This is a genomic window from Niallia yueguangensis, from assembly GCF_052663115.1.
This window is the reverse complement of record NZ_JBQTCX010000010.1, coordinates 1-18,681: the sequence shown is the minus strand read 5'-3', so window position 1 is coordinate 18,681 and position 18,681 is coordinate 1. Positions and strand designations below refer to the sequence as shown.

Annotated in this window: 16 protein-coding genes; 13 read left to right on the top strand and 3 right to left on the bottom strand. The window is 35.2% G+C overall.

Going from position 1 to position 18,681, the window contains the following annotated elements; genetic code table 11:
* Positions 1-21: 21 nt before the first annotated feature.
* Positions 22-774 (top strand): NAD-dependent epimerase/dehydratase family protein, encoded by a 753-nt coding sequence (locus ACTYA4_RS10900; RefSeq protein ID WP_443481013.1) that lies wholly within the window; start codon positions 22-24, stop codon positions 772-774.
* A 640-nt stretch (positions 775-1,414) separates the two neighbouring features.
* Here the strand turns inward: ACTYA4_RS10900 and ACTYA4_RS10895 are convergent.
* Complete coding sequence (locus tag ACTYA4_RS10895; RefSeq protein WP_443481012.1) at positions 1,415-1,765, bottom strand: hypothetical protein; 351 nt, start codon at positions 1,763-1,765, stop codon at positions 1,415-1,417.
* Positions 1,766-1,977: 212 nt separating this feature from the next.
* On the opposite strand from ACTYA4_RS10895, the gene ACTYA4_RS10890 reads away from it, so the two are divergent.
* The gene (locus ACTYA4_RS10890; protein WP_443481011.1) at positions 1,978-2,784 is read left to right on the top strand and encodes an RQC-minor-1 family DNA-binding protein; all 807 of its coding nucleotides are present in this window, start codon (positions 1,978-1,980) and stop codon (positions 2,782-2,784) included.
* 300 nt (positions 2,785-3,084) lie between these two features.
* Here the strand turns inward: ACTYA4_RS10890 and ACTYA4_RS10885 are convergent, their stop codons facing one another.
* Positions 3,085-4,161 carry a YheC/YheD family endospore coat-associated protein gene (locus ACTYA4_RS10885; RefSeq protein WP_443481010.1) on the bottom strand — a complete coding sequence of 359 codons (1,077 nt, stop codon included), beginning with the start codon at positions 4,159-4,161 and terminating at the stop codon, positions 3,085-3,087.
* Between the two features lie 473 nt (positions 4,162-4,634).
* Between ACTYA4_RS10885 and ACTYA4_RS10880 the strand changes: the two genes are divergently transcribed.
* The 6 genes from ACTYA4_RS10880 to ACTYA4_RS10855 all read left to right on the top strand — a co-directional run bounded on the left by ACTYA4_RS10880 (position 4,635) and on the right by ACTYA4_RS10855 (position 11,995).
* Complete coding sequence (locus ACTYA4_RS10880) at positions 4,635-5,855, top strand: ATP-grasp domain-containing protein (RefSeq protein WP_443481009.1); 1,221 nt, start codon at positions 4,635-4,637, stop codon at positions 5,853-5,855.
* Between the two features lie 105 nt (positions 5,856-5,960).
* Positions 5,961-6,971, top strand: a complete 1,011-nt coding sequence (locus ACTYA4_RS10875) for a YheC/YheD family endospore coat-associated protein (RefSeq protein WP_443481008.1) — start codon at positions 5,961-5,963, stop codon at positions 6,969-6,971.
* Between the two features lie 300 nt (positions 6,972-7,271).
* Positions 7,272-7,730: a CotY/CotZ family spore coat protein gene (locus ACTYA4_RS10870; protein ID WP_443481007.1), complete on the top strand. Its 459-nt coding sequence runs from the start codon at positions 7,272-7,274 to the stop codon at positions 7,728-7,730.
* 400 nt (positions 7,731-8,130) lie between these two features.
* Positions 8,131-8,940: an alpha-1,2-fucosyltransferase gene (locus tag ACTYA4_RS10865; RefSeq protein ID WP_443481006.1), complete on the top strand. Its 810-nt coding sequence runs from the start codon at positions 8,131-8,133 to the stop codon at positions 8,938-8,940.
* 73 nt (positions 8,941-9,013) lie between these two features.
* On the top strand, positions 9,014-10,093 hold the full coding sequence (gene rfbG, locus ACTYA4_RS10860; protein ID WP_443481005.1) for a CDP-glucose 4,6-dehydratase: 1,080 nt from the start codon (positions 9,014-9,016) through the stop codon (positions 10,091-10,093).
* Positions 10,094-10,102: 9 nt separating this feature from the next.
* The gene (locus ACTYA4_RS10855; protein WP_443481004.1) at positions 10,103-11,995 is read left to right on the top strand and encodes a metallophosphoesterase family protein; all 1,893 of its coding nucleotides are present in this window, start codon (positions 10,103-10,105) and stop codon (positions 11,993-11,995) included.
* Between the two features lie 369 nt (positions 11,996-12,364).
* Here ACTYA4_RS10855 and ACTYA4_RS10850 read toward each other — a convergent pair whose 3' ends face one another.
* On the bottom strand, positions 12,365-13,144 hold the full coding sequence (locus ACTYA4_RS10850) for a glycosyltransferase family 8 protein (protein ID WP_443481003.1): 780 nt from the start codon (positions 13,142-13,144) through the stop codon (positions 12,365-12,367).
* Positions 13,145-13,458: 314 nt separating this feature from the next.
* Here ACTYA4_RS10850 and ACTYA4_RS10845 point away from each other — a divergent pair, with 314 nt between their 5' ends.
* The 5 genes from ACTYA4_RS10845 to ACTYA4_RS10825 all read left to right on the top strand — a co-directional run bounded on the left by ACTYA4_RS10845 (position 13,459) and on the right by ACTYA4_RS10825 (position 18,680).
* Complete coding sequence (locus ACTYA4_RS10845) at positions 13,459-14,613, top strand: glycosyltransferase family 4 protein (protein WP_443481002.1); 1,155 nt, start codon at positions 13,459-13,461, stop codon at positions 14,611-14,613.
* Positions 14,614-14,883: 270 nt separating this feature from the next.
* The gene (locus ACTYA4_RS10840; protein ID WP_445505627.1) at positions 14,884-15,648 is read left to right on the top strand and encodes a glucose-1-phosphate cytidylyltransferase; all 765 of its coding nucleotides are present in this window, start codon (positions 14,884-14,886) and stop codon (positions 15,646-15,648) included.
* Positions 15,633-16,583, top strand: coding sequence for a putative nucleotide-diphospho-sugar transferase (locus ACTYA4_RS10835; protein WP_443481000.1), 951 nt, complete (start codon positions 15,633-15,635; stop codon positions 16,581-16,583). Before ACTYA4_RS10840 ends, ACTYA4_RS10835 begins: the two co-directional genes overlap by 16 nt.
* 13 nt (positions 16,584-16,596) lie before the next feature.
* Entirely contained in the window at positions 16,597-17,736 is a 1,140-nt protein-coding gene (locus ACTYA4_RS10830) for a glycosyltransferase family 61 protein (RefSeq protein WP_443480999.1), read from the top strand.
* A gap of 29 nt (positions 17,737-17,765) precedes the next feature.
* Positions 17,766-18,680 carry a glycosyltransferase gene (locus ACTYA4_RS10825; RefSeq protein ID WP_443480998.1) on the top strand — a complete coding sequence of 305 codons (915 nt, stop codon included), beginning with the start codon at positions 17,766-17,768 and terminating at the stop codon, positions 18,678-18,680.
* The last annotated feature ends 1 nt before the right edge of the window (position 18,681 follow it).

Sequence of the window (18,681 nt, the reverse complement as noted above, 5' to 3'; positions counted from 1 at the left end):
TGAATAGAGCTTTTTACTTTTATGCTTACAACGTTAGTAAAGCCTGCCCAAGAAGGAACAAGAAATGTCTTACATTCAATTAATAAAGCCAGCTCAGTAAAGCGGGTTGTATTAACTAGCAGCGTTGCAGCTGTTAACGGTGATAATCGTGATATGGAAGGTAAGCAATTTTTAACAGAAGCAGATTGGAATGTGACCAGTTCCTTAAAGCACCAGCCTTATAATTATTCGAAAACAGTCGCAGAAAAAGAAGCATGGAAAATAGCGAATGCACAAAATAGCTGGGACCTTGTTACGATTAACCCAGGGTTTGTATTAGGACCATCTTTAGCAAAACGAACAGATTCCACTAGTATTTCTACAATACTGGACATCTTAAAAGGTACGTATAAAACGGGAGTGCCAAATTTAACTTTCGGAATTGTTGATGTACGAGATGTGGCGAAAGCGCAATTGCTTGTAGCTTTTACTGAAACTGCTTCAGGACGATACATCATATCGAACAAAGAAGCGACCTTATTGGATATGGCAAAGATTTTTGAAAAAAATTTCCCAAATAAATATCCGCTTCCAAAGAGAGAGGTGCCTAAACCATTGATGTGGATCATGGCCCCGATGCCAGGGCTAACAAGAGAATTCGTATCTAAAAACGTTGGGCATAACTTTAAGCTTAACAACAATAAGAGCATAAAAGAATTAGGGATGGTCTATCGAAGTATTGAATCCACCTTAATAGAGCAAAAGAAACAGCTAGAAATAGATAAAATGATATAGAAGATGCTTCTTGGCACCTCTCGAAGATTGTTAGGTTTTGTTGAGGGTATTACGACAAAATCCACATAAAGCTAGTACTTTTTTGAAAGGCTTTGTTAAACGATCATGTTGTTTATAGGAAGGGAATCTTCGAGACTCCTGCGGAAAAACGGGCTGGCAAGACCCAGCTAGGGAGGAACGGAGGCCACTGAAGAAGTGTTTTATTATATAAATTATAAGTAAAACTCTTATATTTAGTAGGATAAAAATGGTATAGAGAGTTTGGAAACGACCATCATGTTGGTTAGGAGAGGCGTCCGCACGACTCCTGCGGGATTAGCGAGACAGGCGAGACCCCACAGGACCACAGGAAAAAAGCGACGAGGAGGCTCGGCGGAAAGCGTGTGGTAAGCCTCGGAAAACCGAACGAACACCTCTGAGTGCTTGGATTTTCATTATCTATATTTCATACGCATCCACTTTTTCAGTGACCTTGAGGAACGAGCGAGGAGGCTCGGCACTCGTCCGCAGAAAGCGAAGTGTATTCAGGCTGAGGGGTAAATAACAACAACTTATACGAAATGAGCGATAAAAAAAACAAACAATGGAAGTCATCATTCCATTGTTTGCACATCGTTTTTCTCTTTGTTAAGTTATTACATTAATATGGATAGTACGGATAAGGGTATGGATATGGAGGATAATAATAAGGAAATAAGGCAAGAGCAGTTAACGCAGCAAGTGGGAAAAATCTTCGTCTAAAGCGGCGAAATCTTCTTCTGTAAGGGGCTCCTCCACCATATTGCCGATCCGGCTGATCCGTTTCCTCATGTACATCTTCACCAACCAACATAGAAACTCCATTGTTATCAACATTTTCAATGATTCCATCGACCGTTTGCCCATCCTGCAACGTGACCATAACATGATATCCCGTATGTTGATTATATTGATCATATAAAGATCTGAACTGACCGTAGTCGCTATATTGCATATTTCTTCCATACGTCATAATGTTCCTCTCCTTTCCATACATATGATATTCACCTAGTTTTGAAATGTCACAAAAATAAATCTTTAAAGTAACTTAAGATTTTCATAGTTATAAAAATTTGAAATTAGGGTTAATATTGATATATATAAACGGAGATTTGTATATGGAAAGAAAACTAATTTATATTCTTTCAGTACTATACCTAATTTTATAATAAACGGGGGAGAAAAATGGGGAAAAAGGTCAATAGAGTTCGATATGAGCTGGATTCTGCTGGAGTAAAGTCTTTGCCAATGGATGAAATTAAAACCATTTTGCGCGGAGCAGACGAATTAATCCTGTCTGGTGGCCGTGCTATGCTCGCCAAAATTCTTGCTGGGTCAAAAGATAAAAAATTATTGGAGCTTGAATTGAATCATTGCCCCGTTTATGGAGCTTTTAAGGGGACAACCCAAAAAGAGATTCTTGCAAAAATCGACTGGATGATTCTGAATCATTATTTAGAAATTGAATATGATTTTCGACTTCCTTTGCTTGTCTTTACGGATAAAGGATGGGAAATTGAGCGGGATACGTATGCTGAAGAATTGCTGGAAAAACTGATTGAAGCTGCGAAAAACAAACGATACGAATTTGTAGAAACATTAAAAGATCGAAATCGCGGCATGATTCTTTTATTATTAGATAAGATAGCTGAATCAAACAACAAAGAGTTAATCATCATCCTCAAAGCATGGAAAATGATCGATTACAACAAAGTAAGAACAAGAATCCAGGAAGTCATCGAAGTATTGGAGAAAGCGGAAGAAGAGATTCAAATGAATATGGATAAAGATGCGATCTCTTTTGCAGCTAATAAAAAATGGCTTTCCATTCCTAAGGATATTCGCAGTGAATTGGAACGAAATGTATGGTGCACCACTTGCGGTGATGTCGTGCAAATTGAAAAATATATGGTCAAAGAAGCACAATTTGGCATCGTTTTACAAGGTAAATGTAAAATTTGCGGTCATGAGGTTGCAAGGGTGATAGACTAGTTTTGGATGTAAAGAGGTCATCAGGCTGTTGAAAAACGTTCGCTCTCTTCGTCACTCCCCGTTTTTTGCGGTGCTCATTACCCAAAAACGGTAACTCCGCTCCTCAAAAAGGGTCGTTCCTCGATAGACAAACGTTTTCATTCAGCCTGAAATTTTGCAGTCTTACTTTTTCGACACTCTGAGGGCATATTTGGACCTCTTTTCTGTTGTGGACGTTTATACAACTATTATTTCTGGCAGCTGTTCTGCTAGCTGAGGGCTGCCTGCTTGAAGCAGTTGCCAGTCACTCCATCCCAGGGACTATTTAATCTTTCCGAGTAAGAAAACCCCATAGTTGATTGGAGAATAAAAAGTTTGCTTCCACATTTGTTGTTCGTTCGCTTTTTTAAATGCTATTCGAAGATCACGTCCATTTACTTCAATAAATTTAACTTTTCCTTCTGTAGTAACTGCTAAATCCATCCCTAAATCTGCTGTGAATGGAGCAAGTTGTTCTATTTTCGCCGCAATTTGCAGTGCGGTGTTTTTTAAATCCTCGTATATGGATAATGCATTATCTTGTTCAAATATAGTATTTAAAATAGTCATCGCGGAAATAGCTTTCCCCCCAACTGCTAAATTTGCTGCATGTGACTTTTTATTCCCCATTTTCGCTACCACTCCTGAAATCGTCCAAGTTCCCATTTCTCCTTTTTGAACGGAAATTCTGAAGTCAATAGGCCTTTCATCAAGGGAGATAATAGAGATGCCTTCCTGAATCATATAGTAGTTTGCTGAGACAGTTTGAAAAACATCTGTTAAAGAATTCACGGTTATTTTTTCGGTTACATGTTTTCTGTTTTTTGTAGAAGTCAATTCCATGTAATCCTTCTCTTTTTTTAACCTAATAACCCCTTTTCCTAAACTTCCAGAACGGGGTTTTAAATATATGGTTCCGTAGGTGTTTAACCATTCGGAAAGTTGTTTTTTTGTTTTTAATTTTTCTGTTGCAGGAAGATATGCCTTTGTAGTGCTATGTTGAAGAAGATTTCGGTGTACTTTCCATTTATTAAATTTAGTGGCGCTGTTAAATAATATCACCTTAGTAGAATCAATTTTAGAGAGTACCTCTTTCATTTTCTTTTTTGACCGGAGACGATTATGAATAACAGCAGGTAGTTTAAAAATACCTTTTGAAAAAGTAAAGTTTTTACGATTCCAATAAAAACCATAAACAGAACTCTCAGAAATGATTAACTGATCGGAGAAAAAAATAACAGTCTTTCCCTTATTGCGTGCTGCTTCTGTATAAAATGGCAGAAATTCAAATCCAAACCTACCTCTTAGTGCTTTTTTAAGTTGAGTTTCACTAATTAACACACCAATATCTGCATCCATTATTTTATCCTTTCTTATAGTATCAGAATTTATATGTCTCAAGTTAGATAACTGTCTAGCTCAGACGTATAGGATGTACTAGTGCCGGCGTTGCCACAGGCTCGCAGGATGCGAGTCAATCGACGTTGCCACAGGACGTGGCGTAGTTAGTCGATTTTCCTCTTTTGCGTATTTAGCCGGCCAGCGCCTAGCCCCTGTGAAAAATAACCCTTTGCCTCTAAAAGTAAAAAGCACTTTTCGAGTCAAATGAACATTTTTCTTCGGGGCTGAGCAAGGCGCTTCCGCTTTTCTATATTGGATTGCTCTTCCATAAATATTATGAGGTTTTTGGAAAGAAGTTCCTCTGTATTTTACCCTGATGAATTTAGTTAGTGTCAGCCCTTTGCAAATTTCATATGTTATATAGGGTTAAAAGTCTATATAATTATTTGTTTTCCTAAAATCTAGAATTTTACAGGGGATGACGTGAAGGTATGCAAACAATTGTTTTTCTAGGAAGCAATAAATCTGGCAGCAGCAGGGATGCTGTATTTTCCGCAGCGAATTTAGGCTATTTTATTGTACTCCTAACAGATAGAGAGAAGTTTATCGAGCAAAGGGATGAATTTTCTGATGTAGACTTAATGATCTTAATGCAAGACTTATTGGATGAAAATAAAGTGAAGGAAAAGATCTCTTATTTAGAAAGTCAAGGTAAAGAAATAAAAGCTTGTATCAGTTTAATAGACCCATTTGTTTATCTTGCAGCAAAGATAACAGCCGATCTTGATTTAGCGCCATTATCTGTTGAAGCATTGAAACTAATGGGAAATAAAATAGATGTTAGAAAAGAGTTAAGCAGCATCGATGTAAATCCTTTTTTTATTTCTTATCAAAATGAATCAATTGATGAATTTGTTGAGAACTATAAGGAACATCTACCCCTCGTAATAAAGCCTCCTGTTTCTAATGGTTCTAAAGATGTTTTGCTTGTAGAGACCATTGATCAATTTCGAAATGGTTTAACGTTTCTGAAAGACAAACTTTCTAATTCCCCCATATTAATGGAAGGATATATAAATGGACCTCAGTATATTATTGAAGTAGTTTGCTATGAAAGTACGGTTCATATTGTGGGAGTTGTAGAACAGGAAATATCGCATCATGATAGATTTATTATTACAGGATATAACTTCCCAGCATTGCTGAATGAAGAGGATTATGAAAACCTGCAAATAAGTGTTTCTAAGATTGTAAGTCATTTAAACTTGCAAAATGGATCATGTCATTTAGAAATGAGAAGCATAAATGGAAAATGGAAGTTGATTGAGATTAATCCAAGGATTTCAGGAGGAGCGATGAATCGAATAATAAAAGAAGCTACGGGAATTAATTTAACCAATGAAATTATAAAGTTATATTTAGGAAAAGAGCCTTCATTTGAAAAAAAGAAAAAACTATACGTTTCTGCACAATTTTCAACTATAGAAACGAGGGGAACATTATTGAGAGTTACAGGGAGAAATAGAGCTTCGAAGTATCCAGGAGTAAAGGAAGTATATGTTAAACCTCGAAAGGGAGCAGTTATTAATAAGCCGCAATCCCTTGGTGATCGGTATGCTTATGTGATTGCCGTATCAGAAGATCCTGAGGAAGTCAAACGAATAGCTAAATCAGCTGTAAATGAAATTAAGTTTTTAATAAATCCAATGTAATGCGTGTTCAAAAAGGGAACAAAATAGAAGCAGGCAACCGAAGAGATTCACAGCTTTAGTTTGGTGACTTTTTGAACATCCTAATATAGGGGTGTGAGATTTTAAATGAGTTTAATAGGAATGCTCCATTATCAGAAGCATCCTGAACAAGTAACAAAAGCATATGCTTTTGCTGCAGTGGCGAAAATGGAAGGAATTGATTTTTTTTACTTTTCTTATAGTGGGGTTGATTTTGAACACGGCAAAATAAACGGATGGATTTATGAGAGTGGGAAGTGGATACAGAAGGAATTGCCATTTCCAGCAGTAATTATTAATACGAGTTCACCAAAAACAAAGACGCAAAAAACGATTCAAAGACGTCTGAAAAAAATGTCTATTTTTACAAGTTATCCGGTTGGAAACAAAATGAAGGTTTACAGGAAACTTCTTGAAGACGGGAAATACACACAAAACTTGATCCCCTCCTATGAAATGAGTAATGAGGAAGAAGTGTTCGACCTATTATGCAAATATATAAAAATAGTAATGAAACCTTTATCAGGCAATCAAGGGAAAGGCATTTATTTTATACAAAAGGAAGCAGAAGATTCACATAGAATAATAGAAGGGGAAAAAAATTATCTTTATACAAAGGAGGAATTAACATATCTCCTTCAAAAGCTTATAAAGGAACAAAAATATTTAATGCAGCCATTCATTGAAAGTAAAACAAAAGCTGGATTAGCATATGATTTTCGGATTCATGTCCAGAAAAATGGGGAAGGAGACTGGGAAATCAATTTAATTTATCCAAGAATAAGCGGCAATGCAAAACTTGTAAGCAATGTAAGCAGCGGCGGCTATCGAGGAGATTTCATTTCTTTTTTAATGGAAGAATATGAGGAAGGATTTTTAGAAATAAAACAGACAATCGAGCATTTTGCCTTGTCATTTGCTTCACACTTTGATCTATTATACCCCTATTCATTTGACGAACTTGGAATAGATGTTGGTTTGGATAAAAATAAGGCATTATGGATATATGAAGTAAATTGGAGACCAGGTTCTAAGCATCGTGAATTCGCTGTAGCAAAGCTGCTTATACCTTATTGTATGTATCTTGCAAATAACTAAATTCTAAATTAGAGCATGTTCAAAAAGTCACCAAATGATAAGCGTCGAATCTCTTCGTTGGCTTGCTTTTCCGCTACTCACGTATCTGGCAGAGAGGATCTTCAACTAAAAGCACTCACGCCCTGTGAGCAACGTTGAAGTCACCACATCCTGTGGAATGCCGTTGCTCAAAGCTACGCCGCCTCGACCTTCTTGCTTCTAATTTGATCCCTTTTTGAACGCATATTATTAAGGTTCGCCCGAACAATTATCCTATTTTCCAATAAGATAAAGAAAAAAGGCGGATTGGGGAGAGCGTATATGGATGGATATGATAAGGAATCTTGCCATAGAGATTGTATTTGTAAGGCAATGGCTGAATTAAAAGAAATTCAAGATATGATTACGGGATCCTCAACAAAATATTTTGGAAAGCTGCTTTCCAATCTAATAAAAGTGGATACATTACCGTTTATACTTCTAACTGAAAATGGAGCATTAAGTTTGAGTGGCTTTCATTTTAATAAAAGTTTACAAAAAGAAGAATGCTTTCAAACAAGCTTTTTTCGGATAGAGGAGACAGATGTCCACTCTTGCTGTGCCACCGTTTCATTATTATTGCCTATAAATATATTAGGAGAATCAAAATATTCCTTATCAGATGTAATTATCTTGAAAAGAACAAACCAATGTGCCGTTATTGATTTATCCTGTATATGTGCCATTCAAGTGCTAGATTTTGAATTAATGAAAAGAGATATAATCATTGAGCCGAAGTGATTATACTTTGGTTATTGTGATGCTTTATTCCCCTTCCTATCCCTCCTTTTTTATCTTTAAAAAAAGCTGTCAATGAGGTCGCGTTAAAGCCTTAAAAGATAGTTCACTCTTCGTTTTTTGAGCTTTGATGAAGTACAACTACATAGTAATAATACGCCAATTATGTAAAGTATAAGTTGTTTGCCCAATCCCTCTGTTTAACTGCAACATAGAATAATTAATGGTAAAAAAGCATTGATTTTCATCATTAGTAGGATTCCATGAAACAATGAATCTGTTATCAGCTAGAAATAAGAGAAACTATAAGCTGGTGTAGAGCTAATGGAAGATAATGTTGTTCGGGTTTTTATCGAATGATAATATATGGAAAATTTATAAAATAACCGCAAGGAGGACGGGGATGAAAGAGCATGTCACAATGTCGAGGTTTAGGGGCGGCTTTGGCAATCAAATATTTCAATATGCTTTTTTAAAAGTTTATGCTAAAAAATATCATTTACATGTTGAAACACCGTATTGGATTGGCAGGTATTTATATGGTTTTCAAGATTCATATGTTTCCAGCAAATTTCCGTTATTGTTAGAGGAAAACGAATCTAATTTATCAAAAATATTTACAGAACAAAAACCAAAGTATGTGAATGTAGACTTTCGAGGATACTTTCAATTTCATTCATCCCATTATGCTCCTTATAAAGAGTATATTCAATCCTTATTTCAACCGGTTGGAAAGAATAAATACATGCTTGAAAATGGATTAGCGAAAATACGTTCAAAAGGCAAGACGATTGTCGCAATGCATTTACGAAGAGGGGATTATTTACAATATAATAATCCAGTATTTTATGGTCCTCCCACAAAATGGTATAAGGAATGGCTGGAAAGATTTTGGAGTCAGCTTGACAATCCAGTTTTATTTATCGCGAGTGATGAAATAGATCGTGTAATAGATGATTTTCAAGAATATCATCCGATTACTAGCAAGGATATTTTTACAGACATCCAAATGGCCCCTTTTTATCCAGATCATTATATGTTAAGCAATAGTGATATATTGGCTATTTCGAATAGTACTTTTTCATTTACAGCAAGCATGTTAAATAAAAGGGCAAAGATGTTTTTGCGTCCAGATATAAAACAAGAAAAACTAATAGCCTTTGATCCTTGGTCAAGTGATCCGCTCCTGCACTTCAAAAGATCCTATTATTAAGGATTTCTATTAGTAAAAAATTCAAACTTTTTCGAATGAATAAAGAGAAGAGCTAGAAAAGGGTGATAAAATTATGAATGTTGACTTCTGGAAAGACAAAAAAGTGTTGATTACTGGCAACACAGGTTTTAAAGGTTCCTGGTTAAGTTTATGGCTTCATTCATTAGGTGCTAAAGTTACAGGATATAGCTTACATCCGCCGACATCACCAAGCTTATTTGAACTTTGCGAAATAAACAAACTGGTTCCTACTACTTTTGCTGATATTAGAGATAAAAAAAAGGTAGAGGAAACAGTATTTGCAGATAAACCAGATATTATTATCCATATGGCAGCACAGCCGCTTGTAAGAGCATCCTATCTTAATCCAGTTGAAACGTATGAAACGAATGTAATGGGAACAGTTAACCTGCTGGAAGCGGTACGAAGTGCGGTAAACCGCGGGATAAAAATAAAAGCCGTTGTGAATGTAACGACAGATAAATGTTATGAAAATAAGGAGTGGCATTGGGCATATCGAGAAAATGAAACACTTGGAGGCTATGATCCTTACTCGAACAGTAAAGCATGCTCAGAGTTGGTAACAGATGCTTACCGGAATTCCTTTTTTAACAGCGGCAACTATGAAAGCCATGGTGTTGCCATTGGAACAGCCAGGGCTGGGAATGTTATTGGCGGTGGTGATTGGGCCGAGGATCGTTTAATTCCAGATTGTGTGAGAACGCTTTTAAATGGAGAAAAGATATTAATTAGAAATCCTCATGCCATCCGTCCTTGGCAGCATGTGTTAGATCCTTTAAGCGGCTACTTAACTTTAGCGGAAAAACTATATAAGGATGGTCCAATGTATGCAGAAGGCTGGAATTTTGGACCAGATGACAATGATGGGAAACAAGTAGAATGGATCGTTAAAACCATTTGCAAAAAATGGGGGACAGATGCGAATTATGAGGTAGAAAAAGGCGAACATCCTCATGAAGCACATTTTCTAAGATTAGATTGCTCTAAAGCAAAAAAACAATTAGGCTGGCTGCCGAAGTGGGATGCTGGGCATGCACTTGAAAAAGTGGTGGAATGGACAGAAGCTTACAAAAAGAATCAGGATTTATCAGCCGTATGTTTAAAACAGATAAAAGAATACATCAATGAGTGAGGCGATAAAATGAGTTCATTTCGATTTATTGTAATGGGGGATCGTTCTAGCAATAATGTCAATGAATTTAATGCCCTATTAGCGAATATAAAAAAACTTCCGGTTCAGCCGAATTATATCTTATTTGCAGGGGATCTAATATACGGACAAAACGTTGAAGCTGAACTTCAAACTTGGAAAGGAATTGTGGGGAATTATTTTCCACTTGAAAAGGTGCTTCCTGCTTTCGGTAACCATGATAAGGATGAAACTGCATTTAGCAAAGCATTCCCGCATCTTCCGAATGAGCAGCTCGCTGGATACCAAAGAACAGCATATTATGTTGATATTTATAATACACGTTTCATTATTTTAAACTCTAATCGGAAAAATTCAGACGGTCATTACGTTGTAGATACAAAGCAAAGAGAATGGCTGGAAACATTATTAAAAAATAGCAATAAAACACATCATTTTGTTATGGTGCATGTACCACCATATCCAATTGGACACCATTACCAGGAGTCGCTTGATGCAGAACCAGAGGAAAGAGATGCTCTTTGGTCCATTTTAGATAAATACAATGTAACGGCAACGATTGTCGGACATGAACATAATTATAATCGCAGACTCATTGATCCTTCCTATAGTAATAATAATGGACTCTATCAAAACTCTATTTATCAACTATTAGTTGGCATAAGTGGTTCCAGCAATAATATGAAAGTGATAGATAAAAGAAATGTTGTGGCAGGTCCAATTGGGGAGCAAAGTTATTTAATTGTTGATGTCTTTGATAATGCAGCAATATGTACTGTAAATGATGTTCATAATAAGGTAATTGATTATTTTATTATTAATCGATCCTATCCGACACCTTCAACTCTCCTTGATTATATAATTGAAAAGGATTCGGATTGGAAATTTTTAGATGATGGTTCTGATCAGGGCGTTGATTGGAGAAACTTGTTATATGATGATTCCAGTTGGCTTAGTGGTCCTTCTACATTAGGATATGGGGCTGGAAGTGTACAAACGATTCTTAGCTACGGTCAGGACCCATATGCCAAAAACATTACTTCCTATTTCAGAAAGACCTTTACTGTCGAAGATCCAGCAGCTTATCAAGAATTAACACTAAGATTGATGAAAGATGATGGAGCAATTGTATATATTAATGGAAAAGAAGTTTTAAGGAGTAATATGCCTAATGGTTCCATTGATTTCAAAACACTCGCATCAACAGGTCTCTATGATTATAATGAGTTAATTCTTTCTGAAACCCCAATTAGTCCTAGTCTGCTTCAAAAAGGCATGAATATAATTGCAGTAGAAGTTCACCAAGTACATCCCACTAGTTCTGACCTTTCTTTTAATCTTGAATTAATTGGCGAAAAGCATCCTCCAAAAACACAGCCGCTTATTCCACTAAAATCTGTTTGGAAGTACAAAGATGAGTTTACAGATCAAGGAACAGGATGGAAGTCCCTTTCTTTTAATGATTCCTCGTGGAAATCAGGGCCAGCAAAATTAGGGTATGGAAATGGGGATGAAGCAACTGTTTTAAACGCTGGATCTGCCTCTTTGCAAAAACCAATCACTTATTACTTTAGAAAATCTTTTACAGTAGTCGATCCTTCCATATTTAATCGTTTAATACTTCAGTTATTATATGATGATGGCGCCGTTGTGTATTTAAATGGCAAAGAAGTTTTCCGCACAAATCTACCCGATAGCAATATAAATTATACTACTTTTGCCAGTTCACCAATTGCTCAAAATAGTGGCGAAAATATGAAAAAAACGGTTAGTCCTACTTTTTTAATAAAAGGCCAAAACGTCATCGCAGTAGAAGTCCATCAAGCATCGTTGTATAGCTCTGATGTCAGTTTTGAATTAGAGCTAATAGCATGGGGAAAATAAAATAAGGCGGTGTGGGCGGAGCAAAATTGATAAAAAAAGAAAAGAAGAAGCAGCTAATTTTTATAATGACATTTTAGAAAGAGCAGCGCCGTTAAAGCATGGCATGTAGCATAACAAAGAAAGTGACTCAAAAGTAAACGGAACCTTCAATGTTTAGAGGTTCCGTTTTTCTTATGAATGCTGCTTCATTTTGAAATAGACAGTTTCTTTTCCTTATCCGGCCGATTTCGTCTCTTGTTCGGCGAGAATGCCCGATTGTCCGGCCGATTTCGTCTTTCATCCGGTAGGCCTAAGAAAAAAGCTGACCCAAAAGTTTTGTACAAACTTTTGAGTTATTCTTTATTAATTTTTCAGTAGTTGGCTGTGAAATTAAATCGGAACATCCCATTGTGTTTTAGAAGAATAGTAATAATAGAAATGGCCTAAAGGATGTTCATGCTTCCATGGTTTTTTTCCAGTTGTGTAGTGGATGATAGAAGGTTCAATGAGAAGTTTTCCTATATGTGCTGTTTGATAATTCCATTTAGGATCCAATGGCAGCCAGTTATTATACAAAATGGCATTAAGGCCGTCTTGGTCGAGGAGACGGATTTTTTCAGGGTTATCTTTAATATACGCTATCACTTTTTCTGAAATATTTAATTCCCGCCATTTCTTTACGTTTAACACCATCACACCTGAGTTAAAATATCCAGCTTGAACGGGAATAGAAAGTGCTTTATAACGTCCATATTTTTTGGCACCAGGATCTTGAACAGCAGCTAATAAATAATGATTTATCGGGGTATTCCAGAGATTGGCGATGTCCTCTTGAACAATGAGGTCACTATCTAAATAGATAACTTTTTCAATGGTTTGATTTAATAAATCCGGTATGGAAAGTCTAAAATAGGCTTCATCCGTTATTCTCCGGCCTTTTTTGCATTCAGCATATTTTTTTTTGTCTACTTTCAAGAAATGTAATGTCCCATTAAAGGAATCGGCAACTCTATGGAGCTTTTGTCTTTTTTTATGAGACATATTACTTGTTAAGATATATATGTTTATTTTATTTTCTAATCGTATATTTTTTAAAAGAGAATAGATCATTACAGCTGCATGCTTTGCAAATTTATTACTTGTTGAAGTAACAATATGAATCTCTTCCATTCTTATCACACCTCCAAAATATATATACTAAAAAACTGATTTGTTGATTGTACCGATTGTCTAATCCTAGTCATGAAAATGTGTTAATTATCTAGTACGGCAAAATAAATCATACATATAATGATTGATATATAGGCATTAATATGACAGAAATTTATTCTTGGTTACGGGCGATATAGACATAAAGGCGGCGCGAGCGAAGCCACTCTAATCTTAATAAGGTAAAAAATAAACTACAAAGTACTATTATACTTTTTTTCTATTAAAGTACGTGCAGCTCCGTCCCCTTTTCCGACAGAGAGGAGTGTTCTGCTTTGAAAATAGCCATTGTTAGTCCTGGACGATTTTCTGTTCCGCCAGTTGTAGGAACATCAGTGGAACATGTCATTAATCAAGTAGCGAATCAGTTAAAAGAGAGGAATAAAGTAATTGTTTATACAAGGAAGTGTAAAGAATATCCAAATTCTTCAATGGAAGGAAATCTCATCTATAAACGTATTAAATTTAATCATGCTAGAAATTATCAAAAGAAAGTCATTCGGAGCCTATATAAACATCAGCCCGATGTCATTGTGATTGAAAACCGCCCAAGTTATGTTTTTGAAATAAAAAAAGCATTCCCTACAATACCCGTTCTACTCAATATGCACTCTGATGTTTTTGCTTCCCGACGTTATATGAAGCCTGGGAAAATGACAGAAGCATCTAAAATAGTCGATGGATTAATAACAAATAGTAAAGCGCTTGAAACATTCTTTATTGCTAAATATCCAGCATTTAAGGGAAAATCTTTTCCTATTCATTTAGGGATTGATACGCTTCCCTATGAAAATGCTCTTCAGAATCAAGCATTAATTTCTGAATTAAGAAAAAAGTTTGGGTTAAAGAATGAAGATCCTGTCATTCTTTTCGCAGGAAGAATATTGAAAAAAAAAGGCGTTCATTTGCTTCTTGAAATATTGCCTCAATTGATAGAAAAGTATCCTACTATAAAGTTGATTATTACAGGAAGTCCAAAGTATGGAAAAAATGTAAGCACAAAATACATGGATAAAATAAGGTGGATAACGGAAGAGTTAAAGGAACATGTCGTATTTACAGATTTTATTAAACCAGAACTCATGCCTTCTATTTATCAGCTAGCTGATATTATTGTGACACCATCCATATGGAACGAACCATTTCTGCTCGTTAATTTAGAGGCAATGGCAGCAAAGAAGCCTGTTATTAGCACGAATAAAGGGGGAATTCCAGAGGTAGTTAAACATGGGGAAACAGGAATTATCTTTTCTGTTGAAAATTATAAAAAAGAATTGCCGCTATATTTACGTTTTCTATTAGATTCTCCAGCGGTAAGAGAAACACTTTCCGCAAATGCATTTCGCCGTGCAAAAGAGTTCTCGTGGTCGAAAACAGCCGAAAGATATTTACACGTATTTAATCAATTGAAAAAGAAGGCTGTTTTCTAAAAGTTTTTTGTTTTTTACGTAAAAAAATGGGAGAAGAAGTCCTCAGCAGACTGAATACACGTAGACTCCTGTGGGAATGCGAGAAAGACGAGACCCCACAAGAGCGTATGCGACGAGGAGGCTCGACGCTCGTTAAACGGACGAAGTGTATTCAGGTTGCGGGTTAAATAACAACAATCTATACGAAAAGAGCGAAAAAGAAAAACCATGTAAGAAGAGAATGGCAGTAAAGAAAATAGGATAAAGAGAATATGAATATGGAGGGGTATCGTGAAAGTCGTTATATTATGTGGAGGAAAAGGATCAAGAATGAGTGAAGTTACAAATGATATTCCCAAACCTCTTGCGAGAATTGGGGATAAACCAATCGTATGGCATATCATGAAAATATATCAACAGTACGGTTTTAATGATTTTATCTTATTGCTTGGCTATAAAGGAGAAAAAATCAAAGAATATTTTATGGATTATGAATGGAAGAATAATAGCTTTACAATGAATGCTGCTACAGGAGAAGTTGACATTATCGGCCAGCAGGAAAAGTGGAAAATTACGTTTGTTGATACAGGATTAGATACAATGACTGGCAGCAGAATAAAAAGAGCACAAAAATATATTGGCAATGAAAGTTTTATGCTCACATATGGTGATGGATTATCGGATGTAAACATCCATGAACTGCTAAAATTTCATCAAGAAAAAGGGAAAATTGCCACTTTAACTGGTATTAGAAATAAAAGTCAATTTGGCACATTAACGGTTAATCAAGGAATAGCTGAATCATTTGCAGAAAAAACAGAGACAGGAAACATAGTAAACGGTGGCTTTTTTGTACTGAATCCTGAAATATTTCAATATTTAGAAGAAGATTCAGGTTGTATTTTGGAGGAAAAACCTTTAAGAGACTTAGCTCAGAATCGCCAATTATCTGTCTTTATTCATGAAGGATTTTGGAAAGCGATTGATACGTATAAGAATGTCTTAGAAATAAATGAGCTTTGGGATCAAGGTAAGAATTTATGGATTCCAAAATGAACATGAGCTTAGAAGCAGAAAATATTTTTTGTACGATATTAACAAAAGGCAGAGTCTATCAAGGTTTAGCATTGCTAGAATCATTAACAAAGGTTATTCCGAATACATTTTATTTATATGTTCTTTGTGCGGATGAAGAATCGTTTAGTCTTCTTAAAAAAATAAATAATAAACATCTTTATTTAATCCAAGAAAAGGAACTCGAGCAGGAAATCGTCGCTTTAAAGAAACATAGAAAGATTCATGAATACTGCTGGACATTAAAACCAGTTCTGATTGAGCATTTGATGATGCGGTATCCTTTAACGAAACGAGTTACTTATCTCGATTCAGATTTATATTTTTGGCAAAATCCAACGATCATTTTTGCAAAACAGCCGGATTGTTCGGTTTTACTTTCTATTGAAGAAAAGTATAAGCCATCATGGAAAAAATCAAAAAAATGGAAGCTTATTCAAATAACGGGGCTCTATAATTCAGGCTTCATTAGTTTTAAACAGAATGCAAATGCACTGCTAGCTGTTAAATGGTGGAAAGAACAATGTGTGAGCAGTTGTAAAATTAGTCCTGAAGAAGGAACATTTGGTGATCAAAAATATTTAGATGACCTTCCTCGTTTGTTTTCAAATGTTTGTATGATAACAACGCCCGGAGTAAATATCGGGCCATGGAATTACTTAAAATATCATTTTTCACTAGTAGATAGCTCTATTTTCATCGATGAGGATAAATTGATTTTTTATCATTTTAGCAGTTTAAGAGTAGAGGGGAAAAATAAATTTACCATTCTTTATCCTGTTAAAACAAAAAAACTCCCTTTTATCTATATGATGTATAAACACGCTTTAAATAATGCCATAAAATTAGCTCAAAAAGCAGATCCAAATTTCAACATCTTTGCTACAACAGAAGATTTACAGAGGTACTGGAAATGAAGTGTTTGAAGGAATGAAAAAAGATTGCGAGGTGCTATCATTGGATAAAGCATCTAATAAAGGAAAATCATCGAGAGGATACCACAATACAACAAAGGATTGGATAAAAAAATTCAAATCTGCACCAAAACTATATAAAAGTTTTCCTTCAACGACAGCGGAGTTTACACAGTTGCCAAAGGGGATAGAAAAAATCTCCTGGTCTTTTATGCCACAGCCTTGTAAGCAATTTAGAGCTACGATTCCTTGGGGGAAAGTTTTAGGGGATAACGGCAGTGTCATTACCCCAGATAATAAGCTTTTATGGGATGTTTCTTTTGAGTACAATAAAAGTCCAAAAAAACATCGAATCTTTAAAGAAAAAGAGCTGCCTCCTATTTCCTTTACATCTGAAACATTGGCAGTTCTTACATCACAGGTCAGTTTTAACTACTATCACTGGATGTTTGACGTATTGCCTCGATTGCGAATGTTAAATGATGCTTCCTTAGAAATAGATAAGTATGTAATAAACAGAGGGATATACTTTACGCCGGAATTCTGTAAATATCAGGATGAAAGTTTTGATATTTTGGGAATCCCGAAAGAAAAAATAATAGAATGCGATCATAACACATATATCCAAGCAAAAAAATTAATTGTTACCTCGTTGGCAGGTTATACGGCTCATGTACCGAAAGAAGTTTGTCAATATATAAGATATGAATTTTTGAATAAGCTGAATTTAAGTAAATCTAAAGGAAATAAACGAATTTTTATTAGTCGTGAAGACGCAATGCATCGAAAATTATTGAACGAAGATAAAGTATTCCGCGTATTGGAGAAATACGGTTTTGAATTGGTTAAACTAACAGAATTATCTTTAGCAGATAAAATCAAGCTTTTTACGTCAGCAGAAGTAGTTGTCTCTTCGCACGGTGCAGCGCTAACTAATATTGTTTTTTGCAACTCGGGCACTAAAATCATTGAATTATTTACACCAACTTATTTATTGCCTTGTTTTTATATCATTAGCAACTATATGAATCTTGATTATTACTACTTGATTGGAGAACAAGTAGAGGCTGATGATAATCGTAGTTTTCATAGTGATCCCATTTATATTAATTTAGATAAATTAGAAAGAACCCTGCAATTAGCCGATATAACCTGAAAATTTGTAATGAGTGAGGTGTTTATTTAATGGATAGTGCTTACTGTACTATTTTGTCTAAAACAAGGTTGTTTCAATTTCTTGCCTTAATCATTTCCTTAAATAATGTTACAAAGGGCAATTTTCGTTTTTATGTTCTTTGTGTGGATGAAGAGAGTTACAATCTATTAAAAAAAATAAATTGGGAAAATGTCCATTTATATCCTGAAGAAGAGTTAGAGGAACATATACTATTGTTAAAAAAAGAACGGAAAATTCATGAATATTGTTGGACATTAAAATCTATTTTTCTAGAAACATTGCTTTTAAAACACGGGGATATAAATCGTGTCACATATATGGATTCTGATCTTTACTTTTGGGGAAATCCAGAGGTTATTTTTGAAAAACAACCAGCGTGCTCTGTGCTGCTGACGAAAGAAGAAAAGTATAATCCAGCATGGAAAAAAAGTTTTATTAAAACACTTACAAAAATCACAGGGAAATACAATTCAGGATTTATAAGTTTTAAGCGTGATCAAAATAGTCTTGCTTGTTTAAAATGGTGGAAAGAGAAATCAATTGAAAGTTGTACGATTCTTTTTAAGAAACAGGTATTTGGAGACCAAAAATATTTGGATGACATGCCGATACTTTTTTCTGGCATTTGTAATATTACAACCCCAGGAATTAATATAGGCCCATGGAATTATTTGAAATATTCCTTTTCTCAACAAAAGGATATCGTGCTGCTGGATAAAACGCCGCTTATTTTCTATCATTTCAGTGGTGTCAGAATACTTGAAAACAACGAAGTAAAGCTGGTTCATAACAGTGAAAGCAACTTACCATTTATTTATAAAATGTATAAAAAAGTACTGAAAGATGTTGTGAAAATGGTTAGCATGATTGATTCTGAATTTGACGGCTATGCAACAGAAGAGGACTTAAAAAGCTATTGGTAGT

Bases quoted from the DNA above. Each gene is read 5' to 3' on its own strand.
- rfbG (WP_443481005.1), top strand. From the start codon at position 9,014: ATGAATGTTGACTTCTGGAAAGACAAAAAAGTGTTGATTACTGGCAAC.
- ACTYA4_RS10880 (WP_443481009.1), top strand. From the start codon at position 4,635: ATGCAAACAATTGTTTTTCTAGGAAGCAATAAATCTGGCAGCAGCAGG.
- ACTYA4_RS10885 (WP_443481010.1), bottom strand. From the start codon at position 4,161: ATGGATGCAGATATTGGTGTGTTAATTAGTGAAACTCAACTTAAAAAA.
- ACTYA4_RS10855 (WP_443481004.1), top strand. From the start codon at position 10,103: ATGAGTTCATTTCGATTTATTGTAATGGGGGATCGTTCTAGCAATAAT.
- ACTYA4_RS10890 (WP_443481011.1), top strand. From the start codon at position 1,978: ATGGGGAAAAAGGTCAATAGAGTTCGATATGAGCTGGATTCTGCTGGA.
- ACTYA4_RS10865 (WP_443481006.1), top strand. From the start codon at position 8,131: ATGAAAGAGCATGTCACAATGTCGAGGTTTAGGGGCGGCTTTGGCAAT.
- ACTYA4_RS10830 (WP_443480999.1), top strand. From the start codon at position 16,597: ATGAAAAAAGATTGCGAGGTGCTATCATTGGATAAAGCATCTAATAAA.
- ACTYA4_RS10900 (WP_443481013.1), top strand. From the start codon at position 22: ATGCTTACAACGTTAGTAAAGCCTGCCCAAGAAGGAACAAGAAATGTC.
- ACTYA4_RS10850 (WP_443481003.1), bottom strand. From the start codon at position 13,144: ATGGAAGAGATTCATATTGTTACTTCAACAAGTAATAAATTTGCAAAG.
- ACTYA4_RS10875 (WP_443481008.1), top strand. From the start codon at position 5,961: ATGAGTTTAATAGGAATGCTCCATTATCAGAAGCATCCTGAACAAGTA.
- ACTYA4_RS10870 (WP_443481007.1), top strand. From the start codon at position 7,272: ATGGATGGATATGATAAGGAATCTTGCCATAGAGATTGTATTTGTAAG.
- ACTYA4_RS10825 (WP_443480998.1), top strand. From the start codon at position 17,766: ATGGATAGTGCTTACTGTACTATTTTGTCTAAAACAAGGTTGTTTCAA.
- ACTYA4_RS10835 (WP_443481000.1), top strand. From the start codon at position 15,633: ATGGATTCCAAAATGAACATGAGCTTAGAAGCAGAAAATATTTTTTGT.
- ACTYA4_RS10895 (WP_443481012.1), bottom strand. From the start codon at position 1,765: ATGACGTATGGAAGAAATATGCAATATAGCGACTACGGTCAGTTCAGA.